The organism is Sediminispirochaeta bajacaliforniensis DSM 16054, assembly GCF_000378205.1.
Taxonomy (GTDB): Bacteria; Spirochaetota; Spirochaetia; order DSM-16054; family Sediminispirochaetaceae; genus Sediminispirochaeta; species Sediminispirochaeta bajacaliforniensis.
Genome location: NZ_KB899411.1, coordinates 154,743 through 177,115 on the forward strand (window position 1 = coordinate 154,743; position 22,373 = coordinate 177,115).

A 22,373-nucleotide genomic window follows, 5' to 3' on the forward strand; every position below is an offset into this window, starting at 1 on the left:
TCTATATAGTAAATTTTGTAAGCGCTTCGTAGATCGCCGCATATGTGACTGCAGCATTGCGAATTACCTTTTCGTCAATTTCGAGCGAATCACTATGGAGGCCTCCTCCCACAGGACTTCCATGAAGCATATACATGGCCTGCCCTCCCCGCCTCCGGACAATGTTTGCCATGGCCACAAAATCTTCAGAAGCATTGACCTGCGCCGTAGGAACAGCAGTTACACAAGAAAGCCCATCGATTGCCCGCTTTCCAAGCTCTATCAGTTCAGGAGAGTTATGGCCCGCTTCAGAACTCACAACCAACCGACTCTCCACATGCAAATCATAGCTTTCGGCCGCCCCCTCCAAGACTTGTTGCACTCTCCGTTGAAGATACGCATCAATATCGGAACTTGCTGCCCGGACTTCTATCCACAATGAGGCGCGGTCCGCTACATTATTCCAGCTGTCGCCACCGGTAATCTTACCGACATGGACTACAGAAAGGCCATTTCCGTGTCGGGCAATGGTGTGAAGATTCAAAGCGGCACTACAGGCGCCGAGGATTGCATTTTTGCCGAGATCCGGTCTTCCTGTAGAATGGGCCGATGCACCGTGAAAGGTGATTTCAGAACGTGATACCGACAGCATATTTGAAACATGAAAAGCAACAGCTCCAGTTTCAGCCATGGTTGCCGCAATATGCCCGGCCATTAAATAATCAACATCGTCGACAACACCTGCGGCAACCATGGATTTAGCACCCGATAGCCGTTCCTCATCCGGCTGAAAAATCAATTTAACGGTACCGCATAATGAGTCGACTCTTTGTGAGAGATATTTTGCTAATAGAAGTCCTGTTGCCGTATTTGCATCATGGCCACACATGTGTGCATATCCTCTATAGCAGGAAACAAAGCCCTCTTTGTTAGCTGCCAGTTCCGGATTGTTTGTTTCGGTTATTTCTAAGGAATCAATATCAAACCGATATGCAATCACAGGACCAGGTTGTTTTCCCTGAATAATACCGACAACACCGGTCAGACCTCCTTTGGCAGGACGAATATACTGTTCATCAATACCAGCCGAAAGGGCATTCCCATACGCCTCATCCATGGTTTCGGGAGCAGGCAAAAACAAACGCGAATGAGGGTCAATTATCTTATCACCCAACAAAACCTGATATCCCCAGGATTCAAGTTTTTTTGCAACAAAGCCCGTAGCATAAAATTCCAACCATCCCGATTGAGGGTGTCGATGTAAACTTCTTCTCCATTCAACGGCTTCGGAAAATAGGGCCGAAATTTCCGTCTCCATTTGTTGCGTCTCACTTGCCATCTTTGTATGTTCCTTTTTCGCATATGCGCATTATTATCGGTATAATTAAGGAATTATTCCTTAATTATACCGTAATTTATACCATGCCTTATCTATCCTGTCCACATTTTTCTACCGAAAGATCCTATGAAAGAGATTGATCGATCGGTACAAATTGATAAATCCGTCCAGGCCGACCACTGGCCCCAATACTCTCTTCCCCTATAGCCTTAACGAGACCAACACGGAAAAGGCCGGCCAATATTCGACGAACATTACGGTTGGTTACTCCCATCTGTTGTGCTATTTCAGCCGCAGAAAAACCATCCGGACTTAAGTTACGGGAATAAGCCTGTATTTTCCTATATGTCCTGATACTGACCTTTGCTTCACGCAGACGACGATTCAGTACCTCATCATCGGATGAGGTACCATACTGCAACGCTCCAGCCTCACTACCATATTCGATGATTTCACGCCCATCTTCCACAACAACGATACGTCTCCCCTGCCGGGAATGCTTTAAGGCCTTATATGCATTAATCTGGGCAGCAAAAACAGTTTCACCATATCCAATGCCGATAGTAATAGTACTGTCCAAGTCAAGGGCGATTGAAGTTTTTACATCCTGAAGTTCACTGATTTTTTGTTCAATACGCCCTCGGGAAGCAAAAATTTCATAATGGCCGTTTTCCTTATAAACAAGATACCCGCCAATTCCCTCACTGTACATAAGCAGCATATTACGAATTTTCAATTCTAAAAGCTGAAGTTTATAAGGAGTTTGGGCCTTTTCAATAAGCGCATCAAAATCTTCTATCTCAAACATTACCAAACTCGACTGCGTATTACGGAAATAGGAACCGCGGATTTTTTCTATAAGGAGTTCAAGCGACAGGCGAATTTCAAGCCGTGATGAATGCACCCCGTATACAGGAATACCTTTCTGCTTGAGATATTTGTATACAAAAGGGATTGTTGTTATTACGTACTGTATCGCTTTGCTTTCCCACAAATCTTGATGAAACTTGAGGATCTCTTCTTCAACTACAGGAATCTTATAGCGCTTCACCTTAACATCATGTCGCGGGAGGCCCAATTCATTCAGCACCTCTTCAATATCAGCAGCATCATCAATAAAATCAATCGATAACTTTTCCAGAAATGAATGACATTCAAATGCCATCTTCAAGAGTTCCATCAAAAGTCCGGTTTCCGTCACTCGGCAATATATAAGATTTTCAACAGAGCCTACATGATGCTTTGCAACTGCAAAAGGCAAGGGGCCGGAAAGAAGCCAGAAAGGAAAGGCTTCCATATGTTCATCGAGAATATCTGCAATTTCCTCCAGCCGTTCAAAGACAAAAGGAATAAGCTCCAGGTCATCAGAAAACTCTTTGGCTATCTCAAGGATCCTTTCCGATGACCAAAGAGGGGCTATAAGTCCAACCTGAAAACGCACTCAAAGCTCCTTATGATGTATTACATTGTATCAGGAAAGCGCTGCCTGCATTCCCCGGTGCCAGGCACTAAGGACCCGTTCAATCACCTCGTCGATCTGCTCATTTACGCACTGGCGGGCAGGATCGGCAAGATACCATGCTACCGATTCGCGAACCCCCTGAGGAAAGGGAATGGTCGTTCGAAACTCGGGCACAAGGCGTTTGAGCTTGGAACAGTCGAAGAGGGCCGAGCAGGCCTTGTCGCCGAGAAAATGGGCTCCCATCTCGGGATCGACCGCAGCGATAAAATCCGATGGTACATGGACGATCCTCGCTTCAACACCAAGGGCTGCGGCAACAGCCATGTGAATGGCCTCCCAGGTAAGAGCTTGATCCCCGGTGATCTGAAAAGCCTCGCCAATGGCCGCAGGGTTACCGAGAAGGCCAACCAAGCCAACGGCGAAGTCTCTGGTATGGGTGAGGGTCCAGAGGGATTGTCCGTCGCCATGAACAACGAGCTCTTTTCCCGCCAGCATCCTGGCGGCAACGGTAAAATCGGAAGAGCTCCACGCTGTGGGAATCCACCGACTGCTGTAGGTATGAGAAGGCCTGACAATGGTGACGGGAAAGCCGGACGCACGGTACGCTCTCTCAAGAAGCTGCTCGCAGGCAATCTTTTTTGCAGAGTAGTCCCAATAGGGATTCTCCAAAGGGGTCGCCTCGGTTATCACATGATGGACCGGAGGCTTGCGATAAGCGGAGGCGGTGGAAATAAAGATATACTGCTTCGTCTTACCAGTAAACAGGCGAATATCCCGCTCCACCTGATCGGGGTTGAAAGCGATAAAATCAACCACCGCATCGAAGTGCATTCCCGCAAGTTTTGAGGCGATCGCTGCCTCATCATTCATATCCCCGACGATGGTTTGAACGCCTGGGACCGAAAGGGAACTGTGACCTCGATTTAGATGGTAGAGATGGTGGCCCTGGGAGATCGCCCGAAGGGAACAGTCGAGGGAAAGATTTCCCGTTCCTCCGATAAACAAAACTTTCATGACATATCCTCCAGTAATCTTTATCTACTGTTCGGAATCCTGGTGGTTGAAGGAACATAATTCCATTTCCCGTAGCCAATTGAAAGCAAAACTATGGGAGAAAGCAAGCATTGGCATAAAAGCAAGTATTTTACCGGCAAAGTGGCTCGCACACCACCAGGATTCCGAACACTAAGACATTCCTATCGTGCGGTGAAACGCCGCATCAGCTTTGGTCCATGATCAAAGAAAATTCCCGTTTCCTTCCCCGATGCCTCGGAGAAACGGTGTTCGGGATTGAAAAGCTCCTGCTCGCTGTCGAAGAGTACATAGGGCACAGGATCGGCAACATGGGTACGCAACGATATGGGAGTCGGATGATCGGGAAGAACGAGAATTCGGTAGGGCTCCCCGGATGCCTTCAGCGCCGCATAGATGGGGGCAATGATCTTCTCGTCGATCAGCTCCATGGAGCGCACTTTTCCCGGGACATCACCCTGATGGCCACACTCATCCGGGGCCTCAAGGTGAACATAGACAAACTCATCCCCGGCCCCGAAGGCACGAATCGCAGCATCGGCCTTACCTTTGAAATTGGTATGTATGGTACCGGTCACCCCTTCAACTTCAAGAGAGCGAAGGCCGGCCAGAATTCCGATTCCGCGGATAAGGTCCACCGCGGAAACAACCGATCCGCCGATGCCGAAACGTTCTCGAAACGGAGGAAGCACGGGCTTCTTTCCCTCTCCCCATATCCAGATGGAGTTTGCGGGATTCAGGCCCCGCACCTTTCTCCGCTGGTTTACCGGATGGTTTTCCAGGATTGCCTTGGAGGTCTTCATCAGCTTGAGAAAACGCTCTCCATAGGGCCCCGAAGGCAGGTAATCGGCGATCTTTCGTTCAAGGATGTCGTGAGGAGGGGTAAAAGAAAAATCGAAGGGACCGTCCCGCCAGACCAAAAGGTGACGGTAGCTTACCCCAGGAAAAAACTCCAATCCCCCGCCGCCAAGCTCACGCCCTACCGCTTCGATCAATTCACCAGCCTCTTCGCTGGTGATCTCACCGGAAGAGTGGTCCTCCATGGTCATCTCTTCGTAGTCGCCTTTCCCCCTCAGTGTCACAAGATTACAGCGAAAGGTCACATCGCTATCGGAAAGAGCCACCCCCATGCTCGCCGCCTCCAGAGGAGAACGACCGGTATGGTACCGTTCAGGCTCGTAACCCATCACCGAGAGGTTTGCAACATCGGAACCGGGGGCCATGCCGTTGGGAATGGTTTTTACCAATCCGACCTCTCCCCGGGATGCAAGTTCGTTGACAACGGGGATAGAAGCCGCCTCCAGGGGGGTCTTCCCGCCCAATTCATCAAGGGGATAGTCGGCCATGCCGTCGGCCAGAACGGTAAGAAATTTCATGATAAAAGCTCCTCTACGACCCTTGCCATTTCATCTTTTTTGCAGGTTTCAGGATGACGAATAGGACGATCCGCGATTCCTCTGATCGGAGCAGGAATATCAAGACAGCACCGCTCCGCAAGGAGGTCAATCAATTCAAAATCGCTCTTTCCCTCCACGGGAACACCGACCGCATCGGCAACACTCCTGCTGAACTTAAAGGGACTTGCCGTCGAGGCAAGAAGCACCGGCCGGTCGTCCCCGGTTTCCCGCAGAAAATCCTGATAGACCCGATATCCGACAGCGGTGTGGGTATCCACCACATAACCATATGTACGATATAGCTCTTCGATTGCCGATACTGTTGACGTATCGTCGGCAAAGCCCCCATAAAAATCGTCCATGTTTTTCATCATTGTCCGATCGATCTCATAAACGCCGTCATTTTTTAGGTCGCTCATAAGGGAGACAACCTTTGCCGGGTCCCGGTCGGCCAGCTCGTAAAGAAATCGTTCAAGATTGCTGGAGATGAGAATATCCATGGAGGGACTGATGGTGGGAGAAAATCTCCGATCCAGGCTATAGCGCCCGGTCCGTATAAAATCGGTAAGAACGTTGTTACTATTTGAGGCACAGATAAAGCGCCCCACAGGCAGCCCCATGTGACGGGCATACCAGGCTGCAAGGATATTGCCGAAATTGCCGGTCGGCACGACAACATGTACTTTTTCCCCCGGCCGAATTGTATTTCGTCGTACAAGTTCAAGATAGCCGTTGATATAGTACACAATCTGCGGAAGCAGTCTCCCCGGATTGATGGAATTGGCGGAGGAAAAGCGGTAGCCCCTTCGGGCGATTCGTTCCCGTATCTCGCCATCGGCAAAAATCGCCTTGACGCCGTTCTGGGCATCATCAAAATTACCGGTAATCCCAACAACATGGGTATTGGCCCCTTCCTGGGTCGTCATTTGACGTTTCTGGACCTCACTGACCCCATCGGTGGGATAAAACACCACGATCTGCGTTCCCGGAACATCCGCAAAGCCTTCAAGGGCAGCCTTTCCCGTATCACCGCTGGTGGCGGTAAGGATCACGATGGTGTCATCGATCCCGAGCTTTCCGGCGGCGGTGGTGAGAATATGAGGGAGAATAGAGAGGGCCATATCCTTAAAGGCCAGGGTCGGTCCATGGTAGAGCTCGATAAAGTGAACATTCCCACAGCTATGTATCGGTGCCACCCCAGGGTGACGAAAGCCCGAGCCATAGGCCCGATGGACGCAGGAGGAGAGTTCCTCTTTCGAAAAATCGGTAATCAGAAGGGAAAGGACCTTCTCCGCAAGTTCCTCATAATCAAGAGCAGCAAGCTGCGGATCGGTGATATTGAGGGTTGGAAAAGAAGAGGGAACATAGAGGCCGCCGTCGGGAGCAATACCCCGTACAACGGCCTGTGAAAAGGGAATTGCCTCACGTGCGGCGTCCCTTGTGCTGTGATAGGTAATCTCTGCCATATCTGCATGATAGAGGAAGGATTATCCCTGTTCAAGCGGGAGAGAGGGCGTAAGTTGCTGAAAGGTGAGGTGCCAAGCAGTCCCTGTGGGGCTAAGCCGTTCCAGAACAATATCGCCCGACAACTGCCGGACCATCAACCGCACCATTTCCAGTCCGAATCCCCCGCCCCGCTGAGCACTGATTCCTTCGCGTATGCCCGAACCATCATCCTGAACAATAATCCGCAGCCCCCGATCAGGGTTTAGGCGCTTCACACGAATCATGATAACGCCCTTTGGCGTCACACGGTAGGCATGCTTGATTGCATTGGTCACCAATTCGTTCACCATAATCCCTATGGGAAAAATCTTGGGAATATTCAGATAGATGGTTTCGATATCGACCTCGATTTTCAAATCCCCGGGAGGGAGCAGATTACGCTTGATCTCGAAAAGAAGCTCTCCAAGATAGTCATGGAGAGCGGAGCGATCATACCGATCGGTCCGGTAAAGCCTGTCATAGAGCAGCTGCATGCCGTTCACCCTTCCCTTGAGCTCCTGAAGAGCCTCGACCGCTTCGCTATTGTGCAATTCGGCACTCTGCAGAGAAATAAGGGAAGCAATGAGGCTCATATTGTTTTTTACCCTATGATGAACCTCACGAAGTAAAAGCTCTTTCTCCGACAACAGCTCACGAATTTGACGTTCGGCACTCTTTCTATCGGTGATATTCTGAATGATCCCGAAAAGCATATGATATTCGCGGTCATATTCCGCCTTCGAATGGACATCGAGGATCTCTCCGCTGCCGGAGCGGAGGCGAAATTCCACATCGTAGGGCACACCATTCTCGACGAGTTCTTTCAGAGCCTTATCAAGGAGCGGACGATACTCAGGCAGGGGAGCTGATTGGACCTCTTCCAGGGTCAAAAAGCCATCCGCCACTCCGTAAATCTTACGCGTTTCTTCCGATCCGTCGGCCAATCCCGACTTCAAGTCGATTTCCCAGTGGCCGATTTCTCCAATCTCCTGGGCTCGAGTAAAAAATCGCCGATGCCGCTCCAGCTCCTGCCGAAGCAGAACTTGGGGGGTGATATCGGTATGGGTACCAACCATTCGCAGGGGCTTTCCTTCCCGATCACGCTCAACAACCTTACCGCGGTCGAGAATCCAGCACCAGCTCCCGTCTTTTTTCCGCAGGCGGTGCTGATTTCGATAGGAAGGAGTTCGCCCTTCTATCTGGTCCCAGAGATCCTTTTCTGCCTGAGCAATATCATCGGGATGGACCCGGGAGTACCATTCTTCATAACGATTGGAAATTTCATCATCACGATAACCGATCATCAGTTTCCAGGAAGGAGAAAAAAAGACCCGCCCCGATGGTATATGCCAATCCCAGACACCGTCTCCCGCACTCTCCAGGGCATTGCGCCAAAGCAACTCCACATCCCGTAACGAGTGTAATTGGAAGAGAAGCTTTTTCAGCAGTTGCTTATCCATCACAACATTGGAAGAGGAAGGATCTTCTTCTAAAAATTTCTCCGCTTCATCGAAGCAATCCTCCCATTCGTCTTCACCGGGAACAGGAAGAACGGGTTCGACAGCCATAGACCACTCCCCTTGAGAGCTTGGATTTCTACTCCTGTACCAGTTGGCTAGAAGCTTTTTCTATCCGGCGGTTACGAAAGTAAAGCATGGCATCAACAGCTACCAGACAAAAATTAAGTGCATAAAGGAAGATTACCGGATCGTAATTGTAAAAAAGCTTATGAATTATTCCCGCCACATAGCCGGTCAGGATAACAAAGAGAAAGCCGATGCTTTTCCCTCCGGTACTTTTCGAACGCCAACTTTTTTGTATTGAAACGGGCCAGGCGGCACCAAAACAGAGCAGCATAATAATTTCAAAAGGACTCATTCAAGTAAAACCCTCCAGAGCATCCTATCGGCTCCCGGGGAGGCGGTCAAGAGAGGCATAGGCCCTGCGTTGAAGACCGAGCCTTAGGCAGCGAGAGACCTGAGACTCTTCTTAACTCGCTTTCCTCTTCGAGGTAAAAAGGTTATATTTTCACTTATGAATATGGGAAAAAAGACACAGGAAGAACAATCATGCGACTTCGAACGAGAGGGGTGGAAATTTGAGCGGAGGCTCATGCTGGAGTTGATCGATTCCAGCCAGAACCTGGTCGAATCGTCTCTTTCGTCCTACAAAACGGGTATGATGCAGGACCTTGAGCAGGTATCTGAAATCCTCGATAAGATGGTTTCGGGGGTCGGAGAGGTGGCCGATGCGGCAGACACGCTACTCTCGGCGGTCACCGCTCAAAAAGGACATTTGGATAGTATTGCCGCAGGGCAGACAAGTATCGATAAAAATAGTCAGTCGGGGGTCGAGGCGATGGAAGAATTTTCCCTTTCTATCGAAAACCTCGGAGAATTATCCTCACTTTTAAAGGCCATGATAGCCGATAACCACGATATAGCCGAACAGCTTCACCTATTGAGCATCAACGGGTCGATCGAGGCAGCACGAGCGGGCACAGTGGTCGGAGCCCCTTTTAAGGTTGTGGCTCAGGAGATTAGTAATCTATCCACGAAGGCGGGAGAGATTATTTCCCGACAGGAAGATTCGGTCAATCATATCGGCGAGGTGATAGAAAGCCTTACTTCCGGTAATAAAGAGATCGTCGACCGAATAAAAAGCAACGGGGCCACCATTGCAGAGGCTGCTGCATCGATCCAGAACATAAACAACGAAATGGGGCAGATTGCCTCCGGTGCAGAAGAGCTTTCGGCCATTTCCCATCAATTCTCAGCGGCAATAAGTCAGATGCAGCAAGCGGTCGAACGGCTGCAGGAAAATGCAAATGGATTTTTTCTCTCACTCCAAAATGAATTCGATTTTAACAAGACCGTTACTTCAATCTTCACCAAACTGATCACACGGCCGGAAGAGACCACAAATATGGAAGAGATGGCGAAGTGGATCATCGATACCATCTACAACCATTTTCGGGATGAGCAGGGTAACCATACCCTCGCCCTTGCCCGCTTGTTCGTCGCCCTCCCCGAAGAAAAGCTCGATTCGACGGCTGCCCAAGCAATCAGAAACAAACAAAGCGCTTCCGGCCGCTATCTTTGTCTAATGGCGACAAAGGGCAGCGAAGCGGCGTGGAACGAGAGGACCAGATCGGTACATCACAAGGCAATTTCCCTTCCGAGATCACAGCAAGAGTTGGAGATTATGCCTATGCTGGCCGAGATGTTCAGGAACATGAAGGTTGATTATCAGAGAATCATATCGCCTATAATAAACGACGATTTCAGTGCCGCCTCTTTGACCGACGGCTATATGCTTGTAGAGGAAACCGTCGGCTCCCGCTTCATCCCTGCCCAGGATGATTTCATCAAACCCTACGGTATTGCAAGTGAGCTTGGATATGGAGGGATTCTTCCTTCGGGAGCGATCTTTACCTGCTTTCTCTTTTCGAAGAGCCCCATTTCTCATCACATGGCCGACGGACTCAGACTGCTGAGCAGCGCCATTCAGCAGGCACTGCTTCCCTTCGATCTCAAGGGCCTCTACTGGGAAGAGCAAGGGGTGGTGCCTGAGTTAGTCACCACAGCAGCCGCAAAAGGGGCAATCGGTTAAAGAGCCTTTCGGCAACGGTCGTAAAAGGCCTCGATTCCTTTAGGGTTTGAACCGATACCCTGCCACATCGGGGCCTTCCCTCCTCCTTTACCGTCAATGGCAGAAAGCAGCTCTTTTCGTAATTCGTTAAAGGGAAAGTCGAGACCTCCGAGAGCGGCAACAAGCCACTGCACACCGCTCTCTGTCCTGTTTGTTAATGCAACGAGCAGAGGTTTTTCTTCGGGAAGAGCATCGGCAACATTCCTGAGAAAATCTTTTTCCTGTCCGGCAAAGGAGCGTGAAAGAAAAGAAGCATTTGCCGCCTGCTCGGACAAATTTCGGGCCTCTGCGGCGGCTTGTTCGCGGCGAAGCGATTCGATAGTGACCTTTAAACGTTGCTGTTCGGCAATAAGCTGCCTGCTCCGTTCTTCCAGCCCATCACTCTTTACCGAATTGAGCTCACACAGACGAGTGACCAGCTCCATTTTTTCCCCATAATCACGAAATGCACGACCACCGGCCTTCCACTGGATTCTCATATGGCCGCGGATTCGCTCGACGCCGCAGCGCCGAATCAGAAGGACCTCACCGGTCTTACTGCAATGGACACCGCCGCAGGCAACGGCATCGTAGTTGCCAAGCCTGACGATCCTGATATGGCCGAAGACCTTTGGGGTCCTGCGGAGATCAAAAGAGGCCACCTTTTCATCATCGGTCCAGAAGGTCTCTATGGACAGATTCCGGCACACGAGCTCCTGTGCAAAAAAGTCCACCTTTTCGAGAACCCCTTCATCGATCTCTTCCCGATCGACTTCGATGGTAAGAACATCTTCGCCGAGGTGCACGGCAAGGGTGTTTATACCGAATTCACGATAGAGAACCGCTGATAAAATATGCTGGGCGGTGTGTTGCTGCATATAGTCGAAACGGTGGTTCCAATCAAGCCGACACAGAACCGGTCCCTCGGCAGGACGATTCTGAAGAAGGTGAACAACATCGCTTCCCACCTTCTTCACGTCAAGGAGGGGCTGCTCTCCGATCCAGCCGGTATCAGAAGGCTGCCCGCCGCCCTCGGGGTAGAATTGGGTTTTATCAAGGAGGACCTCGTATCCCTTGTCGGTTTTTGAGGAGGAAAGCACCGCTGCCTTAAATTCACTTTGATATTGGTTTTGGTAGTAAAGTTTCTCAGTCATGGGAAGATAGTAGCATAATCTTCGCCTCGGACAAAGACGCCGGGGTGTTGATATTCCAAAGTAAGGGAGCATTAAAGCCCGCATCGGAAAGTGCTTCTTCATCAATCTCCACCCTCGGCATATCGGTAATAACCGAAGAGAGGCGATAATCTGAACGCGCAAAGGCCTCTTCCCATCGGGATAAAAGCCCGCGGGGGTAGAGTGCAGGAAAGGGCTGAAGCCTGTCTTCGATCCGAAAAAACACCGACTTGCCGGCCTGCCTTCGTTCGAACAGGAGATCAAGCATTGAGGGAGAGGCAAGGATGGTATCACAGGAAAGGAGAAGAAGCCAGGAGTCCACAAAGGGGGTCACGGTGATGATGCCGCTTATGGGCGTAAGGTCTTTACTTCTATCATGCAGCACCGTAACGCCATGGTCCTGCAGCGTTTGCCCCTTGGTCACCAAAAATAGGCGATCGGAATATCGGCGAGCATAAGAGAGGGCCCATTCAACCAGGCTCTTTTCTCCAAACATCACCTCACATTTGTTGCGCCCGAAACGTCTGCTCCGGCCTCCCGCCAATACAGCGGCAATCAGACCCGAAGAATACATTATGGAAGGATAGAACCAGGTCGCAGTAGCTCGGCATTTCTCGATGCCAGTTCATGGCCGAGGACCACACCGGAAGCAAGGGATTCCCCTGCGAGAAGAGAGAGGGCAAGCCCTGCGGTAAAAGCATCTCCGCAGCCAATGGTATTAAGAGCCTCGACAGGATGGGCTGGAACCATGGTTCGCTTTCCTTCTTTCAGAAAGAGCGTCTCGCGAGCGCCTCTGGAAAGGACCACCGGAGAACCGCTCTTATCAAGCCGCTCCATGATGGGCCAGGCGGCATTTACAAGCTCACGATCATCATCCTGCTCACCGATCGGCCCACTGCCGAGACGAAAGGTGGCGGCAAACTCACTCAAATTAATCTTTATCACCGACGGGTGAAAAGGCAAAGCCTTCAGAAGCATACTGCCACGAAAATCGGCAACCACCGGAATTCCATGTTCGGCAGCCTGACGGCAGAAACCTGCAAAAAGATCATCAGGGTAGCCCGGAGCAACCGACCCGGAGAGAACCAAAAGGGAACAGGAAACAAGCAATTCGGAAAAGCGCTTTTGTAAAGCGACGACTGTGGAAGCATCGACGGGAGTCGAAGGCTCAATGAACTCGGTGGCGCTGCCTTTCGATTCATCGACAATGGTCGTACAGGTACGAACCCCGCCTCCCCCGACCGTTTCGATCTCAATAGCATCTTGTCGGCAGAGTCTTTCAAAAAGCCCACCTTCTTCGCCGCGACAATGGCTTAGGTGTAGGGAAAAGGCCTCGGAACCTTCATATTGATTGATAATTCGGGCGACATTTATCCCCTTACCAGAGGCATCCAAGCGCCCCAAACGGGCACGATTGACCTCTCCCGGACTCCAGGAAGAAAACAACAGGGTACGTTGAAGGGTTGGGTTCAGGCAAACAACGAGAATTTGTTTCATCGGACCACGGCTGCAAGGCGCTCCTGCTCATCAATATCTTCCGCGTCCCAGGGATAGCAGATCCAAACATCATCCAGAGTCTTACCACAATAGTAACGCTTTACGGCCTGAGGTATCGTACCGCTTTTCTTTTTTTGCTTGTTGTGAAGAACGGCAACCGCCATCTCACTCGGTTTTTGCTGCAGGAGCTCTCTGAGACAGTATTCGAGGGTCACCCGGGTATCGTCGACCTCATCCACGAGCAGTATCTTTTTCCCTTTCAGTTTGCTTTCTACCTCATCGATCCACTGAATCTTGCGGGGAAACTCCTTGGGCTTATTGAATTCGTCGTAATAGGAAAGTCCGACGGTCAAAATCGGCCTGTCGATGAAGGTTCGCAGCATCCTTGCGGGAATAAATCCACCGGTTCCGATTGCAACAATAATATCGGGATCGAAACCTGATTCCATGATTTGGGATGCTATATGCTTTACAGCTTTATGAATGGTATTATAGGTAAGATAGTATTTTTCGGCTGCGGCCATTGCCTTACTCCTTGGTAAGAGGATGAGTGTCATCCTATCGGGTTCTCCCCCCTTGATGCAAGAGTCCGGGCCTTGAGTAATCACTTGCCGAAGGGGGGCGACAGGCGTTACATTACCATCATTAAGAGGAGAAAAGCGTATGGCACAGATAAAATCGGCTCTGGAACTTGCTCTCGAAAACACCGCCGACATCGTAGGTGACAAAGCTGCTATCAAACGTAAGGAGCTTGAAGAGCAGGGGCGCCGTCTTGCTTCAAAATTCTTGTTTGATCTCGAAGCGACAAGCGATGAATTGGCAAAGGCGCTCAAGGAAACAAAAAAAGAAGATCGCGGTCCGGTAAAAACATCGACCATCGATGTGTTGTTAGCAAATATCACCCTGCCGAGGGAAGAGGTCGATGAAGACCTGCTGAAGCGGATAGGAGAAGGGATTGCCGTCGTCACCGGTGAGAAAAAGCAGGCTGCAAACACATTGGACCAGCTTACTCAGTTTTTCCAGCAATATCTGCAAAATCGTGAACAAATCCTCGATCACCTAAAAAGACAATATCAGCCCCAGCTGGATGCGAAGCAGGAAGCCCTCAGTCGTCAATACGGCCAAAAGGTGGCACTGCAGCCCGAGCAGGACCCGGATTTTATGCAACTTCTGAATCGCAACATCGGCCGCCTCGAAGAACAATATCAACAGGCGCTGGATCAGGCTAAAGGCGAAATCAGGCAACTGCTGAAACTGTAATTACACTATATCAAAGGTTGTGGAGGTTGATCGTCTTGAGCCATGCCTCGGGTACGGCAGAAACGGGCGTAACATAGGCGATCTGCCCTCCTTCTTCCCCTATGATTACCGTAGGGATGCCGATCAATTGATAATAGGCGTCGACGGCGGCCCCTCCCGAATTGCCGCTGTTGATTTCGGCGTCGGTCTTTATGAAGAGACGATCACCCACCGCTTCAAAACCACTCACAATACCCCGGGTAACCGAAATGGAAGCCCGGGAGCCGGTCCCCCCGATACCGGGATAACCGAAAAACGAAAGAGGCTGGCCAATCTTCAGCGAAGCGGAATCTCCAACGGAGATATAAGGGAAACGATACCCCGAGGGGAGAAGTTCGCCGTTCAACCCCTTATCGACCCGCAGCAAAGCAAGATCGGCATCGGGATCGGATTCAACAAGCTCAGCCTGAAAAAGTTCCTTCGGCGGGATGCTGTTTTCGAGGTTCACGGCAACATAGATCGAAGGTGATACCTTTCCATCGTAGTTTTCCACCACATGCCAGTTGGTAAGGATCAGACCATCTTTGCTGACAAGACAGCCACTCCCCTTCCCTGCCGTCCCTATGACCTCAACGGTAGAGAGTAAAACAATCTCAGACTCATCGGAAGGAAGGGGCAGAGGGTCTATCTCCTTCAACTGCTCCGGTACCGAACGATCGAAGGTCGACAGGATGGTAAAACGCTCGGGATGATCGGAAGAGACCTGGTCGAAGGCCGTGATATAGTAACGTCCAGGCTCAAGGGGCGGGTCCGATTTTCCGGTAATGACCAGACTCTCTCTGCCGAGAAAACTCTCCTTCACATAATCGGCCTCTTCCCTGTTGGCAACGGGATTATCCCGGGAAACAAGGAGATCAATATCCGCCTCCGCATCGGTAATATCGAGACGAAGCGCTCCGGCATCCTCCGGAACGTCGATAAAGAAGCGGCGGCTCATCCCCTCTTCAGGCTGAAGCGTCGCTTCCCTTGGGGTACCGGCTGAAAGGGCCGATATAGCCTTGCCGTCAATGAAACGAAGCGAAAGAGAAAAGGGGATTTTATCGGAACGCTCTCCGTCGATCCTCGGTTTACTATTGCGCTGATATGCAACATCAAGGTAGTAGATGCCGCTCTTGAGGGAGGGATCGGTTAATCTGCTAAAGAAAATGGTTTCATTGTAGTTGTCGCTCATGCTGTAGAAATCGACCTGATCGTAACTGCGTATTTCACTTCCGTACTGCACAAAGAGATCAAGGTCCGCAGCGGAATCGAAAAGCTTTACCTCCACCCCGAAGACCCCCTCGGGCACGGTAAAACGATATGTTAGATAGCCTGGAGCATCATCGGAAACATCGAGAGTCTCGCTCGACACCCTTCCCGGAGTCAAAAGTCGAAAGGAACGTTCCTTCTCCAAAGCAGCCGCCTGGGAAGCGGGCAGGAGGAATGAAAGCGCCAAAGAAAAAAACAAAAACGTACTATAAAATCGGCCGATGAATCGGAACGGAAATAGTTGCACAACAAACCCTCGCAAAAACGGTCTTGCCTAATAGTATCACAATTCACACCCTTTTCAACATCCCCGAGTCGGGGTATAACAGGGGGCATGAGCAACGAACAACAGCTAAACCATATTGGGGTTATTAATGCCGGTGCATGGGGAACCGCCGTCGCAAAGGTCCTGGCGGAAAAAGGCCATCAGGTCACTATCTGGGAACCCATGGAATCGGTTGTGAAAGAAATCAACAAGGAACGGAAAAACAGCCGTTTTCTACTTGGTGTGACACTACCGGATACGATCATTGCCACCACCGATCTCAACGAAGCAGCTGGAAATAAAGATTATCTGATTCTTGCCACTCCTTCTCTCTATATTGTCGATATAGCAAAGAAACTCATCACCATTCCGGAAATTATGGAAGGGAAAACGGTCATCGGCGTTCTGACAAAGGGCTTTATCGATATTGGTTTCGGCCCTACCCTCATTACCAAAGCGCTGGAGGATTATCTTCCCGGCTTCTATAAAGGCTCTCTGGTCTATCTATCCGGCCCCAGCCATGCCGAAGAAGTAGCCCGGGGAAAGCTGACGGGCCTAATAAGTGCATCGGCAAACGGACGAAATGCCATACGGTTCAGGCAGATCTTTGCCTCGACAAACCTGATGCTCTTCTCCAGTCTCGATACCACCGGTGTACAAACCTGTGCCGCCGTCAAGAACGTCATCGCGATCGCCTTCGGCATGCTTGATGCGCTCAAGGAGCTTTCAGATCTCTTCGGCGACAATACCGAAAGCCTCTTACTGGCTGCCGGGTTAAATGAGATACAGATAATCGGCCAGGCTATAGGTGCGACCCATCCTGAAACTTTTACCAGTATAGCCGGGGTTGGAGACCTCGACGTGACCTGCCGCAGCCGCTACGGAAGGAACCGCCGTTTCGGGAGTGAAATCATCAAAGCGGGGATCACCAGACAGTTTTCAGACCTCGAGGATCTGATACGAAACATCCATAAGATCGGTTATCTGCCGGAAGGGGCGGTTGCCAGTAAGTATGTCCATGCCATTGTTGAAGACAAGAAGCTGAAACTTCCTATCTGCGACATGGTATACCGAATACTGAACAGGGAACATGAGCCCCTCGAGGCCCTGACGACCCTCATGCGCGGGCTTACCGGCCCCTCTTTCGCCTTGCCGAGTGAGGGAAACGAGTAGCATCGTCACCCCATACGGGCAAATCGCTTTGCTTCCTCCAGATCTTCTCGGCGCAGCCCCTCCCACTCCATAGGCATGAAGCTGTTATTCTGATACAGGGGTTCACGATCTATGGGGTAGCGGCTTTGTTCGACGCAGGTGTTCCACAGCAGGCTTCCGGGAACAGGGCTGAATTCGGCAACCTGAACACCGAAGCCGCTGGCTCTTCCTCCTTTTATTGCTGAAAACAGGGCCTCTCTGCTTTGCCCCGGGAGGGCGCCGAGAACATAAAGCAAGACATCGGAACGCTTAAAACCGGCTCGGCGCAGGGCCTGAAAGGAACGGGAGGCCTCCGAGGGCCGGAATTTGCCGTCATGTTCAAGGTGAAACGCCTCCGATTCCGACTCGTAGCCGAAACGGGCCTCCCGGAATCCCGCTCTTCGCATAAGAATTGCCGTTTCGAGATCGAGAAAGCGGAGATGCATTGCATTCGGGGTCCAGAAAGAGAGCCCCGGAAGTTTGCGAAGAATCATATCGAGAAAAGGGAGAAAAAGTCGTTCTTTATCCACAAGAAGCGCATCGTCGTAGAAGGCGAAATTCCTCACCCCGTAGCGTTCGTACAACTCCCGTACATAGGAAAAAAGCAGCTCGACATCACCACCACGCCAGGAAGGTTCAAGACGATGTGAAGCGCAATAGTCGCAGCGATAGGGGCAGCCCCGATTTAGTCTGATAGGAGCGGCACCGTTGCGCATGATCGCCCGGTGCAGTAAAGGGAACAGTGGCACGGCGCCTTCAGGAACAGGCAAGGCCCGCTCCCCAAGTAAGCGGGCAAGCCTCTCTGCACCACTGCCGGCGTCGGGAGACCCCACAATCGCAAGATCGACACCGGGTAGAGCGTTGCAATGGCCGGGAAGAAGGGAGGCATAGACTCCACCCACGATAATCGGTATATCCTGCCACAAGGAACGACAGAGAGCCGCAACTTCCGCGACCCCCTGGTACCAGTAGGTCATACCGCCGGCGATAAACACAACATCGGGTGAAGGTCCGTCAAGCAGAAGCGAGCGGAGCATGGCAGGAGGAACCCCGTAGCGGCTGTAGCGTCTTGGAATCGGGGCCATTCCCTCAGGCAAAGAAACCGGAGAACGGAAAAATTTGCCTGTCCCGTTTGCCTTACGCTTCGGCCGCCTTCTGCCGCCTCCAAGCGGTAAATCGGGATCCAGCGCATCGACCACCCTGACGTGGTAACCGGAGGCCTGAAACCACGAGGCAATCCGTAAAAGGCCATAGGGCCGCAGAAAGAGATCATACAACGCAAAATCATAAATCGGGGGGGACAAAAAAAGTGCCACCGGATGGTCGGATTCGAAAAAGTTCATGCCACTGGACATAATCACCTTTATTTGTTATCTTAGCTTCCACACGGCGCCGTACCCAAGTGGTAAGGGAGAGGTCTGCAAAACCTTTATGCAGCGGTTCGAATCCGCTCGGCGCCTGACATTTCATTACAATAAATGAGACGACAAAACGGAGTGTGATTTTCGCACTCCGTTTTTTATAGCAATCCCTTTCTTTAGAACAAGTTATACTAGGTTATCAAAAAAGCGGTGCTTATCCAAGTACTTCGGTGTATTTCGGCATGGTGGATTAAATCAATATAGTTTGCTGCGAAAGAAGCGGTATTGAATCTGATAAGCGCAATTCACCCAATGCACAATATCACCGTGTATTGGATGAACCGATAGTAGACAACAGTCACCAGACAATCACTAAAGCAGACGAAAAGCGAATCTCTTCCAACCTTTTTCGAAGCCGATCGGAAAAATAGTATACCTGGCTGTAAAAGCTATCTTCTTGTTTCATGGGCTGGTTCTTTAGGAAAAACCTCCTTGTGTCGAACAAGATCCCAACAGGTCTCCTATCTGCTTTAATTCGAAACATCAATGGAATATGCTGCTACCCTAAACTTTGGATCGTATCCAACGACAGAAAGATTTGTTTTGAGGGCTAAGATCTATCAGCTAATGATCGTATCCAATGCAAAAAACGGTACCAACATCCATGACGAGTCATCTGCGGTGAGTTTTCATGTTTGCCTGGAATTTGTTTATCTTTCTCAAAATCGGTTTGCACAACCTCAGACACGGAATAATCAATCGTCTGGGCATGAGGGCCGGGAAACGGGATCTTCTTTGTCTCGGTGATGGGTTCAACAAGCTTAAAAGATTTGGCCGTTACCCGTAAATCTTTCATCCTATCCTGCTTCCGAGACGTCGAAAGAGGGCTATCCATGTTATCTTCACTGGTACGGTCCTCTCTCGTTTTGGTAGTGTCAGTATGATAAATAGGGCCACGTATGGGTTCCGTATATGCCGCTTCTTCCATATCGTCTTGTTTTTTACCGCCCTCACTATTTTGAATTGGCATATTATTATTGGGCTTCGATGATTTCCTGTACCCGAGGAAATAATCATCAAAGGTGCGATTTATCTGCCATGAAACCTTTTCACCCTCTTTTTCGGCATTTTCATCTATTTCCAGTAATTCTGCAGTATCCGGAATGTCTACAATGTCCTCTGCTTTTTCTCTGGAATTATGGGATCTGACAAAGAGATTCCGAAAAAATCCGGAAACGGTATCCCATAGTTTCCATAAGCTAATGGTATTGTTTTGTCCCCGGAGAGCTTGTGTATATCCTTTTTTATTGATTGATAGCTGTTTTTTTTGATATTCTGATTTTTCCAACAATTCCAATGCATTTCTTTCGTAAAAGAGAGCGGAAATCATATCCCGCAACTCTTTTATTGAAGAGAATTTTCTGGGAGAAAAAAGCATTCGTTCTATAATTTTTCGGGCATTCCCAGATAATGAAATATGCCTAATCACATCTTTGCTCGGAAAATAGTAACCGTCCCGTACTTGAAATGCGCTTATCCCAAATAACAAGGAATAGAGGGTCATGCCCAATGAGTATATATCACGATGGAGATCTATATTCGATAGTTTGGTACGATAGTTATAAAGGAAAAGCAAACGCTTCTGAATCCAATCGGGAACATTGTTTTCATCGTAGAAAGGCAACAGGCCCTGTACATAGCTATCGTTAAGCTGTGTATGCAAAACCGATACAGGATCAATGGAAATAGTTTCAAACGATACAAATCCATGATGGAGCCCCGCGGTCTCCAAGTAGTACAAGCTATCGACGATCCCGGAAAAAAGGGGAAGCGCATCTTTAAAAGGTAATTTCCAGCCGGAATTGAGTTTATCGGTCAAAGGAATACCAGTATCACGCAGAATTGAAATAAAAGGATATTCATCGTAAAAGCCAAGCTCAATCAACGTCTCAATATTCCTATCCTTCACTTCATAAAGGCGAAAAAAAAGCGTCCGCAGATCTTCCAGTACCGTAGCAGGGAATTCTGATCTCTTGCGACTTATAAAACAGATCGTAAAAGTATTTGCAGAATATACGGCATGAGCATTCCAAAATTCGATAATTCCATCATCAGATATTTTCGAACGGATAAGGTAACAATTATTAATGGTAACCCCTTCAAGGTCCATTTACGATTTTTTTCCCTTATAATAGTTCAGAAACGACTCTCCAAATCCTGAATAACGATCATTCTCCGCCTTTTCAACGGTTGCATCCCTTTTTTTGAACCATTTCCTGAAATAGTTATTTATATAGGTTCGTCGCTTCGATATGTTCGTCGAGACCAAAGTGGCAGTCTCCTGCACGGAAACATTCTTGATAATAGAATCACGCATGCTTTCCCTTGTAACAGATTCCAATAACTCCAATGGGATCGACATCATGGTGGATAATCGGTCCTCGAATGTTTCTATCGAGAGCTTTTCAAAATTCTCTGTCTTCAATAGCGTGAGAAATCGTGTCTTTTCGGTACGGTGCCATCCGAATTTATCTTTGTTACCTGTTATTTTCATTTGAGTGCTCTTTAGATCTGCTTTGTTGTAGTCAATCACAACAACACACGGAGAAGAATCTCGATCATGGAAGACAAGATAATTATTGGGATTTCTGTCCTCATCGAAAAAAAGCCATCTATTTATGAGATCATTCGCTAAAATTCTCATAAATGGTTTTTCCAAATAATTATAACTAGAAATTTGCATTGCATTTTTTACATTCTTAGTAACACGATAATATGTGCCATTGATTTTTTTTAGAATATTGGGCGCTGCAATGGTGTTTAGAAGAAAATCAATATAGTAGGCAATCTCCTGAAGTTTATGGTCATATGCCTCATTTTCGGGAATTTTTTTCAGCAGCCATGAATTACCATCCTCGTCTTTTGCTCCGATATAACTTCTCATACTTGCAGTAAAGGGAACATCGGTATTATCACCAATATCAAATAGTTGAAGATTATTCATCTTGTCAATGAGCTCACCAATACTACAATCAAGATAAAGCCCTTTTCTGAATTCGCTGTCTTTGACAGTATAGAGCCGCTTTTCTTGCATATAATCAGACATAGAATCTCTCCCGTTCTTTTTCTATGGCAAACACATCGGTAATCTCACCATCATGGATTTTAAGGTAGGGAGCTCTGGTCTGCAGATTTGTATAGATGATAATATGATTCTTTATACCAATAATATCCCTCCAAATCCCCGTTAAATTTCCGGTATTCCACATGGGATTATGGCCGACAATAAACGGCAGTTCCTCGGGCAGATCCAAGGCTTTCAGCATCTTTCGGATGTCACGTTCGTCGTATTCTTTCAAGCTTGGAGTTCCGCGGAATTCATGAAGGCGGTTCCACATCAGTTGATGACATATTTCCTGATCACTATACGCGTTGATCAATTCATCTCTTCCGCATCCCCCTCTGACAGGGCCTGCATGGGTAATGACAAACCCATTACCGATAATAAAGAGCGGGAGGCTTTCAAAAAAATCACTAACGCTTTCAACATATTCTTCTCCACGGTGCTGCAGCAAAAATTCACGAAAAATTTTCCCCTGTTGGATCCCACTTTTCGCCAGACGTTCGTCGAAAGTATCGTGATTGCCTCTGATATAAAGAACATTTTCGCCATATGTCAAAATTAAACGAAACATCTCCTCAAGGACAAGAAGGGAACTTTCCATTTCAAGCATATGCCCCGTTTGATCGTTATGCACACCATCGCCGATAAAAACCACAAGCGATTTTCCCGCCTCAAGAGCTTTATCGTTCCCATCATGGGCGACAATTTTTACAAGATTATCGTAAGCTCCATGGAGATCGCCGATAACAATGACCTCACGTTTGTCTTTTGAGATATCTATTAATCCGCCAGGTCGTCCCTCCCGATCCTTTGGACGATTCTTATTATTACCGAGAATCTTAATTACTTTTCGTATCAGTTCCGGCGTTATCTTCATGGCCGTTACCTCGCT

At 49.1% G+C, this 22,373-nt stretch carries 19 protein-coding genes and 1 tRNA gene; 4 read left to right on the forward strand and 16 right to left on the reverse strand.

Translation table 11 applies throughout. From position 1 onward, the window contains the following. Position 1 precedes the first annotated feature (1 nt). The 7 genes from F459_RS0107485 to F459_RS0107515 form a co-directional block, all read right to left on the reverse strand. A complete protein-coding gene (locus tag F459_RS0107485) occupies positions 2-1,318 on the reverse strand; it encodes an amidohydrolase (protein WP_020612113.1) in 1,317 nt (438 codons plus the stop codon). Between the two features lie 124 nt (positions 1,319-1,442). Continuing rightward, the gene (locus tag F459_RS0107490) at positions 1,443-2,759 is read right to left on the reverse strand and encodes a helix-turn-helix domain-containing protein (protein ID WP_020612114.1); all 1,317 of its coding nucleotides are present in this window, start codon (positions 2,757-2,759) and stop codon (positions 1,443-1,445) included. A 30-nt stretch (positions 2,760-2,789) separates the two neighbouring features. After that, the gene (locus F459_RS0107495; RefSeq protein ID WP_020612115.1) at positions 2,790-3,794 is read right to left on the reverse strand and encodes an SDR family oxidoreductase; all 1,005 of its coding nucleotides are present in this window, start codon (positions 3,792-3,794) and stop codon (positions 2,790-2,792) included. 182 nt (positions 3,795-3,976) lie between these two features. Continuing rightward, positions 3,977-5,188, reverse strand: a complete 1,212-nt coding sequence (locus tag F459_RS0107500) for a cofactor-independent phosphoglycerate mutase (RefSeq protein ID WP_020612116.1) — start codon at positions 5,186-5,188, stop codon at positions 3,977-3,979. Then, positions 5,185-6,675, reverse strand: coding sequence for a threonine synthase (thrC, locus tag F459_RS0107505; RefSeq protein WP_020612117.1), 1,491 nt, complete (start codon positions 6,673-6,675; stop codon positions 5,185-5,187). The genes F459_RS0107500 and thrC overlap by 4 nt, the downstream gene beginning before the upstream one ends. Positions 6,676-6,696: 21 nt before the next feature. Further along, positions 6,697-8,262 carry a sensor histidine kinase gene (locus F459_RS0107510; protein WP_020612118.1) on the reverse strand — a complete coding sequence of 522 codons (1,566 nt, stop codon included), beginning with the start codon at positions 8,260-8,262 and terminating at the stop codon, positions 6,697-6,699. Between the two features lie 28 nt (positions 8,263-8,290). Then, positions 8,291-8,572, reverse strand: coding sequence for a PQ-loop domain-containing transporter (locus F459_RS0107515; RefSeq protein ID WP_020612119.1), 282 nt, complete (start codon positions 8,570-8,572; stop codon positions 8,291-8,293). Positions 8,573-8,728: 156 nt separating this feature from the next. On the opposite strand from F459_RS0107515, the gene F459_RS0107520 reads away from it, so the two are divergent. After that, a complete protein-coding gene (locus F459_RS0107520) occupies positions 8,729-10,306 on the forward strand; it encodes a methyl-accepting chemotaxis protein (protein ID WP_020612120.1) in 1,578 nt (525 codons plus the stop codon). Here the strand turns inward: F459_RS0107520 and F459_RS0107525 are convergent. The 4 genes from F459_RS0107525 to F459_RS0107540 are packed head-to-tail and all read right to left on the reverse strand — an operon-like array spanning position 10,303 to position 13,517. Further along, positions 10,303-11,478 (reverse strand): alanyl-tRNA editing protein, encoded by a 1,176-nt coding sequence (locus tag F459_RS0107525; RefSeq protein ID WP_020612121.1) that lies wholly within the window; start codon positions 11,476-11,478, stop codon positions 10,303-10,305. The genes F459_RS0107520 and F459_RS0107525 overlap by 4 nt on opposite strands. After that, the gene (mobA, locus tag F459_RS0107530) at positions 11,471-12,070 is read right to left on the reverse strand and encodes a molybdenum cofactor guanylyltransferase (RefSeq protein ID WP_033301390.1); all 600 of its coding nucleotides are present in this window, start codon (positions 12,068-12,070) and stop codon (positions 11,471-11,473) included. Before mobA ends, F459_RS0107525 begins: the two co-directional genes overlap by 8 nt. Then, positions 12,070-12,993 (reverse strand): 1-phosphofructokinase family hexose kinase, encoded by a 924-nt coding sequence (locus F459_RS0107535; protein WP_020612123.1) that lies wholly within the window; start codon positions 12,991-12,993, stop codon positions 12,070-12,072. Before F459_RS0107535 ends, mobA begins: the two co-directional genes overlap by 1 nt. Beyond that, complete coding sequence (locus tag F459_RS0107540; protein ID WP_020612124.1) at positions 12,990-13,517, reverse strand: phosphoribosyltransferase; 528 nt, start codon at positions 13,515-13,517, stop codon at positions 12,990-12,992. The genes F459_RS0107535 and F459_RS0107540 overlap by 4 nt, the downstream gene beginning before the upstream one ends. 139 nt (positions 13,518-13,656) lie before the next feature. On the opposite strand from F459_RS0107540, the gene F459_RS0107545 reads away from it, so the two are divergent. Next, entirely contained in the window at positions 13,657-14,253 is a 597-nt protein-coding gene (locus F459_RS0107545) for a DUF6657 family protein (RefSeq protein ID WP_020612125.1), read from the forward strand. A 10-nt stretch (positions 14,254-14,263) separates the two neighbouring features. Here F459_RS0107545 and F459_RS0107550 read toward each other — a convergent pair whose 3' ends face one another. After that, complete coding sequence (locus F459_RS0107550; RefSeq protein WP_245540110.1) at positions 14,264-15,739, reverse strand: trypsin-like peptidase domain-containing protein; 1,476 nt, start codon at positions 15,737-15,739, stop codon at positions 14,264-14,266. Between the two features lie 135 nt (positions 15,740-15,874). Here F459_RS0107550 and F459_RS0107555 point away from each other — a divergent pair, with 135 nt between their 5' ends. Next, complete coding sequence (locus tag F459_RS0107555) at positions 15,875-16,978, forward strand: NAD(P)H-dependent glycerol-3-phosphate dehydrogenase (RefSeq protein WP_020612127.1); 1,104 nt, start codon at positions 15,875-15,877, stop codon at positions 16,976-16,978. Between the two features lie 5 nt (positions 16,979-16,983). Here F459_RS0107555 and F459_RS0107560 read toward each other — a convergent pair whose 3' ends face one another. Further along, entirely contained in the window at positions 16,984-18,339 is a 1,356-nt protein-coding gene (locus F459_RS0107560) for a B12-binding domain-containing radical SAM protein (RefSeq protein WP_245540111.1), read from the reverse strand. A 45-nt stretch (positions 18,340-18,384) separates the two neighbouring features. On the opposite strand from F459_RS0107560, the gene F459_RS0107565 reads away from it, so the two are divergent. Next, positions 18,385-18,456 (forward strand) — tRNA-Cys (locus F459_RS0107565). A 511-nt stretch (positions 18,457-18,967) separates the two neighbouring features. Here F459_RS0107565 and F459_RS0107575 read toward each other — a convergent pair. Genes F459_RS0107575 through F459_RS0107585 form a run of 3 tightly spaced genes read right to left on the reverse strand, consistent with a single transcriptional unit; the run spans position 18,968 to position 22,358 of the window. Next, positions 18,968-20,527, reverse strand: coding sequence for a protein kinase family protein (locus F459_RS0107575; RefSeq protein ID WP_020612130.1), 1,560 nt, complete (start codon positions 20,525-20,527; stop codon positions 18,968-18,970). Continuing rightward, a complete protein-coding gene (locus F459_RS0107580; RefSeq protein ID WP_020612131.1) occupies positions 20,528-21,463 on the reverse strand; it encodes a hypothetical protein in 936 nt (311 codons plus the stop codon). It abuts the gene before it with no gap. Further along, a complete protein-coding gene (locus F459_RS0107585; RefSeq protein ID WP_020612132.1) occupies positions 21,456-22,358 on the reverse strand; it encodes a metallophosphoesterase in 903 nt (300 codons plus the stop codon). The genes F459_RS0107580 and F459_RS0107585 overlap by 8 nt, the downstream gene beginning before the upstream one ends. Between the last annotated feature and the right edge of the window lie 15 nt (positions 22,359-22,373).